The sequence below is a fragment of the Kamptonema sp. PCC 6506 genome, from assembly GCF_000180455.1.
GTDB lineage: Bacteria > Cyanobacteriota > Cyanobacteriia > Cyanobacteriales > Microcoleaceae > Kamptonema > Kamptonema formosum.
Genome location: NZ_CACA01000351.1, coordinates 1 through 14,651, shown reverse-complemented (window position 1 = coordinate 14,651; position 14,651 = coordinate 1). Strand labels below are relative to the sequence as shown.

The following is a 14,651-nucleotide window of genomic DNA, read 5'->3' as shown; positions in this document are numbered from 1 at the left end:
AATTTTTAATTGGATTTAGCTATGAGTTACAGGCGATTGGCAGCGATCGCCCACCCTACGTTTAATTATGTCCGATCGCTTAGAGAAGCTAGGGCGTGTTTTCAAACAACCATCAAGAGAATGCAGGCGATCGCGATCGTGGCTGTATAATTTGCTGCAAGCTTTTCCCCTCAGGTAGCAATATTATTAGGATTTACACAGGTCGTCCCAGAAACCGGGTTTTTGAGACGACCTGTGGGTCAAAACGAAGTATTTTCGTCAAAAAACCCGGTTTCTTTGGTTGGATGCGTAAGTTCTAAATCTGCCTTCTGCCTCCTGCCTTCTGCCTTCTGCCTCATGCCTCCTGCCTCCTGCCTCCTGCCTCCTACCTCCTGCCTCCTGCCTCCTGCCTCCTCTCTCCTGCCTCCAAGAGTTCATTAGCGATCGCTACTTACGCTCACCTATTGTTAAGATACAAGGGGTTTAAAAACACGCCCTAGACCAGCTACAAAGCTAACCACTTTTTGGGAATTAACAGGATGTCTACTTCTGCATCAACCAATTTGCAATACTCGATTTCACAATCTCCATCGGGATCGATTGTCTTCATTGACTCCAGCTTAGATGACTGGCAAACTTTAGCCGCAGGCGTACCTGACGGTGTAGAGTGTATCAGCATCGATCCCCACAAAAATGGTATTGAACAAATCACTTCAGAATTGCAAAAATATGCTTCTGTTGGCGGAAGTATTGACGCAGTTCACATTATTTCTCACGGTAGTCCTGGCAAGTTGCAGCTAGGTTCTACTGTTCTAGCTAGTGACAATTTAGAACAATATACTAGCCAATTCCAAAAGTGGCACAGCGCCCTATCCGCTCAAGCAGATGTTATGCTTTATGGCTGCGATGTTGCCGCAGGTGAAGGCATTGACTTCGTACAGAAATTAAGTCAATTAACTGGTGCTGATGTTGCCGCATCTACTAATACAACAGGTAGCAATGGCGACTGGAATTTAGAGTTTGTTAAAGGTGAAATTGAATCGTCTTTAGCTGTGAAACCAGAGGTATTGGCAGGTTATAAAGGTGCTTTAGCCACTCTTACTGTTAGCAATAATAATGATAGCGGTGCGGGTTCCTTGAGGGCGGCAATTGCATCGGCTACCTCTGGAGATACGATTGTATTTGCCCCCAGTTTAGCTAATCAGACAATTGTGCTTACCAGCGGTCAACTGGTTATTGACAAAAACTTGACTATTGACGGTGCTGCTGCTACGAATTTAACAATTAGTGGCAATAACGCCTCTCGTGTTATGGATGTAGGCGGCGTTACTTTTACTGTTAAAAATCTAATTATTGCCAATGGTAAGCTTACGGGTAGTGACGAAACTACAGGTGCAGGTGCAGGGATTCGTGGCGGCAACAGCAGCAATTTAACAGTAGATAATTGCCAATTTAAAAATAATATTGCGGGCTTTGCTGGAGGAATTTATACTGGATTCAAAAGTACCAATACTGTGACCAACAGTATTTTTGAGGGCAACGACGGCACATCGGCTAATAAAGAACAAGGTGCAGGCGCGATCGCAACTAAAAGCGGCAGTTCTCTCACAGTACAAGGCTCTACTTTTAGTAACAATAAAGGAATTAACGGCGGAGCAATCAATAATCTTTTAAGTAATCTAACAGTAGAAAACTCAACTTTTCTCAATAACGATACGACGGCTGGCAGTGGTACAAATACCAATGGTTATGGTGGTGCAATTTACACCGATGGGGCGAGTGAAATTACCGATGACTCTATGGGCGGCACGATTACTATTCGCAACAGTCGCTTTGAAGGGAATAAAGGAAAAGGGCAAGGGGGGGCAATGTTTCTGTTTGCCTATCCCCCCGATAAGGTGGCAATTGAAGGCAGTATTATTGTAAATAATCAGGTACAAAAAGGCTCTGGAAATGATGCTTTGGGTGGGGGAGTACGGATTGGTAACGGTGCTTATACTATCAGCAAAACTACTTTTGCTAACAATGTAGCTGAGGCTCAGGGCGGTGGTTTATGGGTAGGAGAAGAATCTCCCGGTACGATTACTAATACTACATTTTTTGGGAATCAAGCAGTAGATGCAGGAAATAGTGCTAGTGGTTTAGGCGGCGGGTTATTTTTCGCGACTACTAGCAATCAGAAGATTATAAATACAACGATTGCTGGGAACAAAGCGGGCAGCGAAGGCGGGGGAATTGTTGGCAGCACTAATGTCACGTTAACTAATACAATAGTTGCCAACAATACGGGAAATAATGAGTTTAATAACAAGCAAAATGCCTCGGATGGAAAAGGGTTTTCTCAGAATCCAGCACCTTACTTTACTGATGGTGGTGGTAACTTACAGTGGCCGGCAATTACCAATAATTTCAATAATGGCAATATTACAGCTAATGTCTTGCAAGCTGACCCAAAACTGGGCCCATTGCAAGAAAATGGTGGCGGTTTGCAGACGGTGGCATTGCTAACAGGAAGTGCGGCAATTGATGCAGGTAAAAATGCAGATGCGCCTGCTACGGATCAGCGTGGTGCAACTCGGCCTCAAGATGGTGATAGTAATGGGAGTGCGATCGCAGATATCGGCGCTTACGAGTTTTCCCTCACCCCAGTCCCCACGCCAACGCCAACGCCTACACCTACACCAACGCCTACACCTACACCTACACCCACGCCTACAGCAACGCCAACGCCTACACCTACACCCACACCCACAACAACACCTACACCTACGCCAACGCCTACACCAGTTAGTGACAGTTGCCTTTGCGATCGCTTCCCTCTACCCCGTACCAGCAGCATCGTTACTCCCAACACCCCCGATAACGCCGTTAGTGCCACTAACTCTAATGATTTACTGATGGGTAGTACAGCTAACGATGCGATCGATGGACTGGGTGGGAACGACACAATTTACGGCATGGAAAATGATGACAACCTCAGTGGCAGCAGCGGCAGCGACGAACTATTTGGCAACACAGGAAATGATTACATAGACGGCGGTACAGAGCAGGATACCATTTATGGAGGCAAAGATGGCGATGCTATCATTGGCGGCAATGGCAATGATTTGCTGCGGGGAGATAGTGACAACGATACTATTTTTGGTGGCAGCGATAGCGATAGCATTTTCGGCGGTAAAGACAACGATCTATTATTAGGTGAAAATGGAAACGATACCATCTACGGCAACTTAGGAACTGATAGCATTCTCGGCGGAGATGGCAACGATTTAATCTTTGGTAATGAAGATGCAGATTTAATCCTTGGCGACATTGACAACGATACAATCTATGGAGGAAAAGAGAATGATACCCTCTGCGGCGGTGACGGTAACGACCTATTATTGGGTAATAATAACGACGATCTAGTTGATGGTTGTATTGGAGATGATACGATCTATGGCGGCAAGGAAAATGACAGCTTGACTGGTGGTAGTGGCAACGACTTTCTCAGTGGAGATCTAGGTAATGACACTCTCATTGGTGGTTCTGGTAACGATGTATTTCTGTTAGTAGTAGGTCAGGGAAGCGACACAATTTTAGATTTTCAACAAGGTCAAGATTCAATCGGGTTATCTGGGGGGTTAACATTTGGAGAACTCGCGATCGCCTCTAACAATAATGTGACTTCGATCGCTATTGCCAGTAGCGGTCAAATTTTAGCTACTCTCAACGGAGTGGCGGCGGGTGCGTTGACCATTGGAGATTTTAAGACTGTCATAATTTAATCGAACTGACGATCGTAAGTTCAAGGACAATTTCTCAAAATGCGGAACTCAGAGACTATATTTTCCGTCATGGTTAATGTGCTCTGCTATCGACCTGATTTTATAGCAACCGCCAAAGTATTTAGGAGGTTATTATAGCAACTGCTATGGTAACTCTTGACAATTTATTGTTTTTAGAACTTACGCAGGGAGTCCCAGAAACCGGGTTTTTTGAGAGCATCTGTGAGTCATAACGAAGTATTTTCGTAAAAAACCCGGTTTCTTTGCTTGGGTGCGTAAGTCCTATCCTAATTATCTTGCGGTTGCTATATAGCAACCTTCTTGGCAGTTAGGACGTTCTGAATTCATAAAACAATTGATTCTCTATCCCTTCTTCCCCTTCTTTCCCTAGTCCCTAGCCCCTAACCGCTGAAAGCGGTTGTCATAATTGTTGAAGTCATTACTTTTATTGCATCTACATTCTCTCCAAGATACCTAAATTCTTCTTAATTCTTCGTTTTTCTTCTTCTATATTATTCCAGATGTGTATCTACAAGTAAACACTTTTCTGGGTTAACAGGATGTCCATTTCATCTGTATCAATCAATTCGCAATCTCCAAGTCAAAATCTCCAATCTCAATCGATTATCTTCATTGATTCCAGCTTAGATAACTGGGAATCTCTAGCAGCAGCAGTTCCTAATGGGATTGAGTACATTATTATCGATAGCAACAAAGATGGCATTGAACAAATTACCACAGAACTACAAAAATATGCTGCTATTCATGGAAGTATTGATGCAGTTCATATTATTTCTCATGGTAGTTCCGGTAGTTTACAACTAGGAAATACTTCTCTTAGTTCAGATACTTTAGAGCAGTATAAAAACCAATTGCAAAAATGGCAAAGCATACTATCTGAAAAAGCAGATATTATGCTTTACGGCTGCGATGTTGCCGCAGGCGAAGGGGCTAATTTTATTGAGCAATTGAGCAAATTAACTGGAGCTGATATTGCGGCATCCACCGATAAAACCGGGGAAGGGAGCAACTGGAACTTAGAGTTTTCCCAAGGTCAAATTGAAGCTAATTTAAGCTTAAATCCTGAGATAACAGCCAGTTATAAAGGCGTTTTGGCAGCTAATGAGGTTAGCAATAACAATGATAGCGGGATTGGTTCTTTAAGAGCTGCGATCGCCTCGGCTGTCGCAGGTGATACGATTACTTTCGATCCCAGCCTTGCCAACCAAACGATTACCCTGAGTACAGGTCAACTTATAGTTGATAAAAACTTAATTCTTGATGGTGCTGCTGCTGCCAATTTAACCATCAGTGGTAATAATGCCTCGCGGGTAATACAAACAGCAAGCAGCACAAATGTCACCATCAAAAATCTAATTATTGCTAATGGGAATGTCAGCAGTAATTCTAATGACGAAGCTACTGGTTCCGGTGGGGGAATTCAAACTGGAAGCAATAGCACTTTAAGAGTAGAAAATTCTCAAATTAATAACAACATTGCTGGGTATGGCGGTGGTGGAATTTATACTGGTTTTCGCAGTACAACTACTATCATCAACAGTAAATTTGATGGCAATGATGGATCGCTAGGAAAACAAGAACGAGGTGGAGGTGCGATCGCAACTAAAAGTGCAGGTTCTCTGACAGTACAAGGCTCTACTTTTACTAAAAATAAAGGTAGTAATGGCGGTGCAATTAATAGTCTTTTAGGCACTTTAACAGTAGAAAACTCAACTTTCATCAATAACGATACAACCGCTGGCAGTGGTGTAAATACTAATGGTTATGGCGGTGCAATTTACACTGATGGAGCCAATGCTTCTGGGCCAGATTTTCAGCATGGGCCTGTGGGTGGGACAATTACTATTAGCAACAGTCGGTTTGAAGGAAATAAAGGAAAAGGACAAGGGGGGGCGATGTTTCTGTTTGCCTATCCCCCCGATAAGGTGGCGATTGCAGGCAGCATAATTATCAACAACGAGGCGATCAAAGGTTCTGGAAACGATGCTTTTGGTGGCGGAGTACGGATTGGCAATGGTGCTTATACGATCGCTAATACTACATTTGCTAACAATATAGCTGAGGCTCAGGGTGGTGGTTTATGGGTAGGCGAAGAATCTCCAGGTACGATTACTAATAGTACCTTTTTTGGAAATCAAGCCGTAGCTTCATCTAGTAATACCAGTGGTTTAGGTGGCGGATTATTTTTCGCGACTACTAGCAATCAGAAGATTGTAAATACAACGATTGCTGGGAATAAAGCTGGCGGCGAAGGCGGAGGGATTGTTGGCAGCACGAATATCACGCTGACTAATACAATAGTTGCCAATAATACGGCGAATAATGAGTTTAAGAATAAGCAAAATGCCTCGGATGGAAAAGGGTTCTCCGAGAATCCATCGCCTTATTTTACTGATGGTGGCGGGAATTTACAGTGGCCGGCAATTACCAACAATTTCAATAATGCCAATATTACAGCTAATGTCTTGCAAGCTGACCCAAAACTGGGCCCGTTGCAAGAGAATGGTGGCGGTTTGCAGACGGTGGCATTGCTAACAGGAAGTGTGGCAATTGATGCGGGTAAAAATGCAGATGCGCCTGCAACGGATCAGCGTGGTGCAACTCGGCCTCAAGATGGTGATAGTAATGGGAGTGCGATCGCAGATATCGGCGCTTACGAGTTTTCGCTTACGCCAGTCCCCACGCCTACTCCTACGCCTACACCCACGCCAACGCCAACGCCAACGCCTACACCTACACCTACACCCACAGCAACGCCTACACCCACGCCTACACCCACACCAACAACAACACCAACGCCAACGCCTACACCTGCACCTACACCTGTATTTGCACCTGCGCCTGCGCCGAGTCCAAAAGAAGACACCGCTTGCCTGTGCGATCGCTTCCCCACTCCTGATTTTAGTAGTGGCGATATTATCCCCAAAATCGCCGACAAAACCCTCAGCGGCACTGACTTTGATGACTTTCTAGTTGGTGGATCTGACAGCGACGCGATCGCAGGATTTGGTGGCAGCGACACCCTAATTGGCATGAGTAATAACGACAACATTTATGGCGAAAATGGTAACGACTTCTTGTTAGGTAATGAGGGTGCTGACTTCATCGACGGCGGCGACAACGACGATCTCATTTTTGCAGGCAAAGACAATGATGCTGTTTTAGGCGGCAACGGCAATGATACTCTCTTGGGGGATTTGGGAACAGATACCCTCCTTGGCGGCGACGGCAATGATTGGATAACTGCAAATTTCGGCGATGATTTTATTGAAGGCGGCAACGGCGACGATTTAATTTTTGGAGGCAAAGATAATGACATTATCTTAGGTGAAAATGGCAACGACAAACTATTAGGTGATAGCGGAGATGACACGCTCATTGGTGGGTTTGGCAACGATAGCGCGACTGGCAATGACGGCGCAGATTTTATAGACGCAGGTTTTGGGGATGATGCCATTTTTGGGGGCAACGATAATGACATTATCAAGGGTGAAGATGGCAATGATTTCGTCTCTGGCGATAGCGGTGATGACACTCTCTGCGGTGGCGGTGGCAGTGACATTTTATACGGCGGAGATGGCGATGATGTTATGGATGGATGCACGGATAATGATACTCTCTACGGCGGCGCAGGAAACGATCTTTTGACTGGCGGCGGCGGTAATGATTTTCTGAGCGGAGATATGGGAGATGATACTTTAATTGGCAGCACTGGCAGGAATACATTTGTGTTAGCATCTGGTCAGGGAAATGACACAATTGTTGATTTTGAAAAAGGTCAAGATTTGATAGGGTTAGCAGGCGGACTTACTTTTGCTCAGCTTAGCATCACCGCTAGCAACAGCGAAACTTTAATTAGCCTTGCTAGCACTGGTCAATTATTAGCTACTCTTCAGCGTGTATCATCAAGTTCACTCAAATCTGAGGATTTCACTGAGGCGATAGTTTTTCCTGATTTGTTATAGTATTAGGAATATAGCGGTTTTCAGTTTGCTAATGGCTAATTGCTAATTGCTAATGGCTAATTGCTAAGTAGTCGAAAATCAACAAGCATAGCTATGTCATTGCGAGCGAAGCGAAGCGAAGCAATCGCAAGGCGTTGAGATTGCTTCGCTTCGCTCGCAATGACAATATTTACTTGCAATGACAATGTTTACTTGCAATGACAATGTTTACTTGCAATGACAATGTTTACTCGCAATGGCAATGTTTATTTTTGTCCAGCTACTTAACAGTTAACCGTTAACAGTTAACAATACAGCGACTCCGGGGGCGTATCTACCAGTACAAACCCTTCAGGAGTATGCGAAATGACTGCAACTTTGACTCCGGCAACTTCACTGTCTGCCTTTCAACAAAATCCCTCGAAATCTCTTGTCTTCATTGACTCTGGTATAGATGACTATTCAACTCTCGCTGCTGGCGCAATTCCAGGTGCAGAAGTCATCTTTTTAGATCGGAATCGCAACGGCATTGAACAAATTACTTCCGCATTGGAAAAATTTGCTACTACGGGAGAATCTATTGGTCAAATTCACATTTTTTCTCACGGAAGTCCCGGCAGTCTGCAACTAGGTTCTGCTGTTCTTAACTCCAACACTTTATCACAGTATCAAGAGCAATTAAAACAGTGGAAATATGCACTGAGCGATCGAGCAGATATCATGCTTTACGGTTGCGATGTTGCCGCAGCAGAAGGCGCTAATTTTGTTGAGCAATTCAGTCAATTAACTGGGGCTGATATTGCGGCATCTACTGATAAAACAGGTAGTGCAGCTTTAGATGGCGACTGGAATTTAGAGTTTATTAAGGGAGATATTGAAGCCTCTCTAGCCCTTACACCGCAAGTAATGGCAGCTTACAAAGATGTTTTAGCAACCATTACCGTTACCAATAGTAATGATAGCGGGCTTGGTTCTTTAAGAGCTGCGATCGCCTCGGCTACTGCGGGAGATACAATTCAGTTTGCTGCCACTCTAGCTAATCAAACGATTACCCTCACAACGGGCGAACTTGCCATCAACAAAACCCTGATTATAGACGGTGCTGCTGCTGCCAATTTAACCATCAGTGGTAATAACGCTTCGCGGGTAATCCAAACGGGAGCTACCACAAGTCTTACTCTCCGCAACCTAATAATTGCTAATGGTAAAACTCCTGGCACTGACCCTAACAATGAGGCAACTAGCGCGGGCGGCGGCATCTTAACTGGCAATAGTAGCACTTTAATTTTAGATAATTGCCAAGTTAACAATAACGTCGCTGGTTTCGGTGGTGGTATCTATGCAGGCTTTCAAGGTACTACTACTGTAATTAACTCTCGCTTCACCGGCAATAACGGCTCTTTAGCGGCTAATACTGAGCGTGGTGGTGGTGCGATTGCAACTAAAAGTGCAGGTTCTTTGACAGTACAAGGCTCCACTTTTACTAACAATAAAGGTACTAACGGTGGAGCAATCAACACTCTTTTGGGTAGTTTGACCGTAGATAACTCAACCTTCACTAATAACGATACAACCGCTGGTACTGGTGGCAATACAAATGGTTATGGCGGTGCAATTTACACCGATGGAGCTAATGCTTCTGGGCCTGGTTTTACTCCTGGATCTGTCGGCGGTACTATTGCTATTCGTAATAGCCGGTTTGATGGCAATAAAGGAAAAGGACAAGGCGGGGCAATGTTTTTGTTTGCCTATCCTCCTGATAATTTAGCGATCGAAGGCAGCACAATCGTAAATAATCAGGTGACAAAAGGCTCCACTGGAGATGCTTTAGGTGGCGGCATCCGAATTGGAAATACTGCCTACACTATCAACAATACTACCTTTGCTAATAATGTTGCAGAGTCTCAGGGTGGCGGTTTGTGGGTGGGCGAAACATCTCCAGGTACGATTACTAATAGTACCTTTGTGGGCAATAAAGCGGTAGATCCAGGCAATACTGCTAGTGGTTCAGGCGGCGGATTAATATTCGTTACTACCAGCGCTCAGAAGATTGTAAATACAACGATTGCGGCTAACCAAGCGGGAAGTGAAGGCGGCGGGATTGTAGGTGGCACTAATGTCACGCTTGCTAATACGATTGTTGCCAATAATACGGCTAATAATGCCTTTGGCAATAAGCAAAATGCCGCAGATGGACAAGGATTTGTGGCGAATCCAGCACCTTACTTTACTGATGGCGGTGGTAATTTACAGTGGCCTGCGATTACCAATAATTTCAATAATGCCAATATTACAGCTAGTGTCATACAAGCTGACCCCAAACTTGGCCCTTTGCAAGATAATGGTGGTGGTTTGCTAACGGTGGCATTACTAACAGGAAGTGCGGCAATTGATGCCGGAATTAATGCCGGAGCACCCACGACTGACCAAACTGGCGGCATTCGACCCCAAGATGGTGATAGTAATGGGAGTGCGATCGCAGATATCGGCGCTTATGAATTTCCTGGTGCAATCCCGGAAATTCAGGTACTAGATAGTTCAACGGATATTGTTGACAACACAACCGTACCCCTGAGTTTTGGCAGCACTCCTGTGGGTACTCCGATCGCGAAATCTTTTACTATCAAGAATCTGGGCAATGCTGCTCTCAATTTAGGTACGATCCAATTACCTGCGGGTTTTTCTGTAGTCGGAACCCCCCCGACTAGCGTAGCGGCGTTGGGTTCGGCAACTTTGCAAATTCGCCTTGATGCTGGCGTTGCAGGCACTCCTACGGGTGAGATTTCGTTTACTAACAACGATAGCAACGAAAATCCGTTTAATTTTGCGATCGCGGGTACTGTTGTTGCTGCAACACCAACGCCTACACCAACGCCAACGCCAGCGCCTACACCAACGCCTACACCAACGCCTACACCAACACCTACACCAACACCTACACCAACCCCTACGCCTACACCAACGGGGACACCCACACCCACACCAACGGGCACGCCAACGCCAACGGGTACACCCACGCCAACGCCAACAGGTACACCCACACCTACACCTACACCAAATCCAGGCACAGAGACTTGCCTTTGCGATCGCTTCAGCAGTCCCGCACTCAGCACTAGCAGCTTTGTTCCCAACCCAGTTCAAAACACTATTGAGGGTACTGTCGGCGACGAAACCTTGACGGGAACCACTGCCAACGATGCCATCAATGCTGGTAGTGGCAATGATGTTGTTTACGGTTTTAGTAGCAATGACAACTTATCTGGGAGTAACGGTAACGACGTATTATTTGGAAATGAGGGTACTGACTACTTAGACGCTGGGATAGGTAACGACACCGTTTATGCAGGTAAAGACAATGACGTTGCGATCGGCGGTGGAGGTAACGATTTCCTGCGGGGAGATTTAGGCAATGACACAGTTTTCGGCGGTGCAGGTACTCAAACGATTTTTGGAGGCAAAGATAATGACATTTTATTGGGAGAAGATGACGACGATCTGATCTATGGCAACTTAGGAGATGACACCATAGATGGCGGCAATGGCAATGATTTAGTGTTTGCTAATGAAGGTGCAGATTTAATCTTTGGTGGCAGTGACAACGATACCGTTTATGCAGGCAAAGACAATGACACTCTTTGCGGCGGAGAGGGTAGCGATCTACTTTTTGGCAACAATAATGATGATGCTGTCGATGGTTCTGCTGGTGATGATACTGTCTATGGCGGTAAGGGAAATGATAGCGTCTACGGTTGCACTGGTAATGATACCCTTAGCGGCGATTTGGGCAATGATACTCTGATTGGTGGGAGTGGGAATGATGTTTTTATTTTCTCACCGGATCAGGGCAATGATGTAATTACTGACTTTCAAAAAGGTCAAGATACTATAGGATTAGCGGGAGGTTTGACTTTTGAACAGCTTAATATTTCTTCGGGTAGTAGTGTGACTACAATCAGTTTTGCTAGCACGGGTCAAGTGTTGGCTACTGTTAATGGAGTTGGGGCTAATACTTTGGGTGCGGAAGATTTCAGGGTGATTTAGTGAGGAATTAGGAAAGAGTATCAACCCCCTTTTAAGGGGGTTTTTGATTTGTGTCCGTTTTTAATTGAGGATTAGGACAATGGTGAGTGCGATGACAAATATGATGATGAAGTTTAGCATCGGTTCCGAACGATTGATGTACTTTTCTTTATCGCATTTTAAGCAGATGTAGTGGTCGGCATCTTGTGAATTTCTCACCCAGTTACAGAATGTTTCATCGCATTTCATTGTTGTGTTTCCTGTTAAATAATCAAATTTGTAGGGGCGGGTTCGCCAAAATCTTTGATTTCCACGCCGGGATTTCATAAACCCGCCCCGCCTATACTTAAAGAGGGAATGAACGAGTGGGAATTAGTAACATTAAGCTACCCATCCAGTTACCAATTTCTACGGCAATTACTTGTTCATTGCAGATATTTCCCCAGTAGCGGACGCGATCTAAAAATTTGCTTAAATTCTGGCTAAGTCCTTGCGCGTCGGTGAAGGATTTAATTAAGAAAATGTCTTCTTCTACTAATTGATTAGCGGGATTTTCCCACATTCTTAATAATCCATTGGCAGCGGTTGCGCCGCCGAATAAGCGAGATTTTTCACTCATTAAGGATTTGCCTTGGGCGAAGTGGGAATCTGGCCAATAGGTGGCGATATAGTAATCTGCCACTTTAATTTTGGCGGGGTAGTTTGCGACTATTGCTTTAATGGGTTGGGGAAGGGTTTGTAGTAGGGTAGTCATGGGTGTTGGTTGTGATTGTTGAAGGGCCGTTTTGATGGTGGAGTTGGTTTGAGCCATTTCTGTTATGATTTGTTGTAGGGATTGCATGATTTTTTATCCTTGGGTAGTAGAGATGTAATTGCTTACCTCTCTGGTTAATTTAGTTAGAGTTTGGGGTCGGAAAGTACGATTTTTTGGGTATCGGGAAAGCCACCTAAATAGAAGAAACTGGCAGCCTGGTATGTTCACATCATCCAAGATTTCCATTTTTAATAGGTGTCAAAATGTATTTTGTTAATTGATGAAATTTGGCACATAAATCTATAAATGTAATAAAAAGTAGAATGATTTTTTGGCTAAAAGCAAAAAAGTAAGAAAAAGTAGCGAAAATGCTCTTACCCTTGTCAGAGTAAAGGTTAGGAGTTAAACTCACAGAGTAATCTATATATCTGGTAATGCTATGAATCCCAGTACAGACATCACCTGGAATGAGGCGAAAGAATTAGCTAATACAGTTCTCTTTGCAAAAACGGGCGATTATCTGACTCCTCTTGAAGAGAAGGTGCTTTATACAGCTTACGCAAATGAGAGGTATGATACCATTGTCAACACAATGTGGAGTATTGATTACATCAAAGGAGTTGCCAGCCAATTATGGAAAAAACTGTCAGAGGCTTTAGGAGTAGATAAAGGAGATATTAGTAAGACAAAAGTTCGCGGTGTTATTGAGAGGGAATGGAAGAAGAGAAATAAACTTCATTTATTTGGTGATGGACAATTGTATTTAGATCGTCCCCCCATTGAATCTGATTGTTATGATAAAATTCGGGAAACTGGTGCTGTTATTCGCATCACAGCACCACAGTACACGGGTAAAAGTTGGCTGCTAAATCGCATTCTTGAACACGCCAGAGAAAATGACTGTCAAACTGTAATCTTAGATTTTAAACTAGCGAACAGTGCCGTAGTTTCTGAATATTCCAGATTTTTAAAATGGCTATGTAGCAATGTTAGCAGAGAGTTAAACTTAGATAATAAACTAGCTGATTTTTGGGATGATGATTTATACGAAGCTCACGACAACATCACAATTTATTTTGAAAAATATTTGCTGGCAGAACGCACTAAACCTCTAGTGATTGCGTTAAAAAATGTCGATTTAGTTTTTGAAATAGATGATTTTAGAACGGATTTTTGTGGGTTGCTTCGGTACTGGAGCCAACTTTATACAGGAGGTAATGAAGCGGCTGAAATTTGGCGGCAATTTCGATTAGTCATTGTTCACTCGACTGATATTTACGGCTCTTCAAATTCAAATATTGACTTCTCTCCTCTTGAGGGTGTAGGCTTAACTGTTAAATTACCAGATTTTACCCCCGATCAAGTGCTAAAATTAGCACAGCATTATCAACTAACTTTACAAAAGCCACAAATTGAGAAATTTATGGCTATGTTTGGCGGACATCCTTATTTAGTGCAAAAGGCTCTAATCCATCTAAGAAATAATCAAGTTTCCCTAGAAAAACTTTTAGAAATTGCCCCAACTGAAGATCAAAATAGTCCTTTTAAAAATCACTTGCGAGAATACTTAGCTGCTCTTAATAAAAATTCTGAACTAGCAGCAGCTTACCACGAAGTTGTTATTAACCCGCACCCCGTGAGATCAGAAAAAAATTATACCTTTAAACTGGAAAGTATGGGATTAGTACAAGTACAAGGGAATGATTGTTTACCGAGGTGTGGCTTGTACCGTCAATACTTCTCAGTTTGGCTGAAATCTAATGAATGAAAGTAATTAAGGTAATTCCTATGAGTTACAAATACATCTACGAAGCAACTTTACTACCAGATACAGAAACCTATGTCACGCGAGATGCAGACTCCCAAATCTATGCTGCTTTGAAAGAGGGAAAATATTGTCATGTTTTTAACTCTCGTAAAACTGGAAAATCGAGTTTGCGAGTGCAAGTAATGAATCGGTTAAAAGCAGAGCAAATTCACTGTATTTTCATTGATGTTTCTCCCAGTGGGAGTCAGTCAGGTACTCCCGATAAGTGGTATAATGGCATTTTACTTAAACTCAATGAAGAATTATCAAGCCGTGTTAATTTGAAACAATGGAATAATGAATATGACTGGCTATTGCCGATAGACCGATTGAGTGAGTTTGTTAAAAGTGTATTGTTA

Annotated in this window: 7 protein-coding genes and 1 pseudogene; 6 read left to right on the top strand and 2 right to left on the bottom strand. The window is 43.6% G+C overall.

The features are described 5' to 3' along the window. The first annotated feature begins 21 nt into the window (after positions 1-21). The 4 genes from OSCI_RS32130 to OSCI_RS24660 all read left to right on the top strand — a co-directional run bounded on the left by OSCI_RS32130 (position 22) and on the right by OSCI_RS24660 (position 11,752). A complete protein-coding gene (locus tag OSCI_RS32130) occupies positions 22-150 on the top strand; it encodes a hypothetical protein (RefSeq protein WP_267879564.1) in 129 nt (42 codons plus the stop codon). 368 nt (positions 151-518) lie between these two features. Then, a complete protein-coding gene (locus OSCI_RS24670) occupies positions 519-3,746 on the top strand; it encodes a DUF4347 domain-containing protein (protein ID WP_007357924.1) in 3,228 nt (1,075 codons plus the stop codon). 560 nt (positions 3,747-4,306) lie between these two features. Further along, positions 4,307-7,732, top strand: coding sequence for a DUF4347 domain-containing protein (locus OSCI_RS24665; RefSeq protein WP_007357923.1), 3,426 nt, complete (start codon positions 4,307-4,309; stop codon positions 7,730-7,732). 345 nt (positions 7,733-8,077) lie between these two features. Further along, on the top strand, positions 8,078-11,752 hold the full coding sequence (locus OSCI_RS24660; protein WP_007357922.1) for a DUF4347 domain-containing protein: 3,675 nt from the start codon (positions 8,078-8,080) through the stop codon (positions 11,750-11,752). A 60-nt stretch (positions 11,753-11,812) separates the two neighbouring features. Here OSCI_RS24660 and OSCI_RS30400 read toward each other — a convergent pair whose 3' ends face one another. After that, positions 11,813-11,980, bottom strand: coding sequence for a hypothetical protein (locus OSCI_RS30400; RefSeq protein WP_007357921.1), 168 nt, complete (start codon positions 11,978-11,980; stop codon positions 11,813-11,815). A gap of 97 nt (positions 11,981-12,077) precedes the next feature. Further along, complete coding sequence (locus OSCI_RS24655; RefSeq protein WP_007357920.1) at positions 12,078-12,572, bottom strand: hypothetical protein; 495 nt, start codon at positions 12,570-12,572, stop codon at positions 12,078-12,080. Positions 12,573-12,924: 352 nt separating this feature from the next. Between OSCI_RS24655 and OSCI_RS24650 the strand changes: the two genes are divergently transcribed. Beyond that, complete coding sequence (locus tag OSCI_RS24650) at positions 12,925-14,253, top strand: AAA-like domain-containing protein (protein WP_007357918.1); 1,329 nt, start codon at positions 12,925-12,927, stop codon at positions 14,251-14,253. A gap of 20 nt (positions 14,254-14,273) precedes the next feature. Then, positions 14,274-14,651: pseudogene (locus tag OSCI_RS24645) on the top strand (ATP-binding protein); the annotation flags it as partial.

What these genes read in the sequence shown, in the direction of transcription:
- OSCI_RS24670 (WP_007357924.1), top strand. Translation starts at nt 519, where the DNA reads ATGTCTACTTCTGCATCAACCAATTTGCAATACTCGATTTCACAATCT.
- OSCI_RS32130 (WP_267879564.1), top strand. Translation starts at nt 22, where the DNA reads ATGAGTTACAGGCGATTGGCAGCGATCGCCCACCCTACGTTTAATTAT.
- OSCI_RS24650 (WP_007357918.1), top strand. Translation starts at nt 12,925, where the DNA reads ATGAATCCCAGTACAGACATCACCTGGAATGAGGCGAAAGAATTAGCT.
- OSCI_RS24660 (WP_007357922.1), top strand. Translation starts at nt 8,078, where the DNA reads ATGACTGCAACTTTGACTCCGGCAACTTCACTGTCTGCCTTTCAACAA.
- OSCI_RS30400 (WP_007357921.1), bottom strand. Translation starts at nt 11,980, where the DNA reads ATGAAATGCGATGAAACATTCTGTAACTGGGTGAGAAATTCACAAGAT.
- OSCI_RS24655 (WP_007357920.1), bottom strand. Translation starts at nt 12,572, where the DNA reads ATGCAATCCCTACAACAAATCATAACAGAAATGGCTCAAACCAACTCC.
- OSCI_RS24665 (WP_007357923.1), top strand. Translation starts at nt 4,307, where the DNA reads ATGTCCATTTCATCTGTATCAATCAATTCGCAATCTCCAAGTCAAAAT.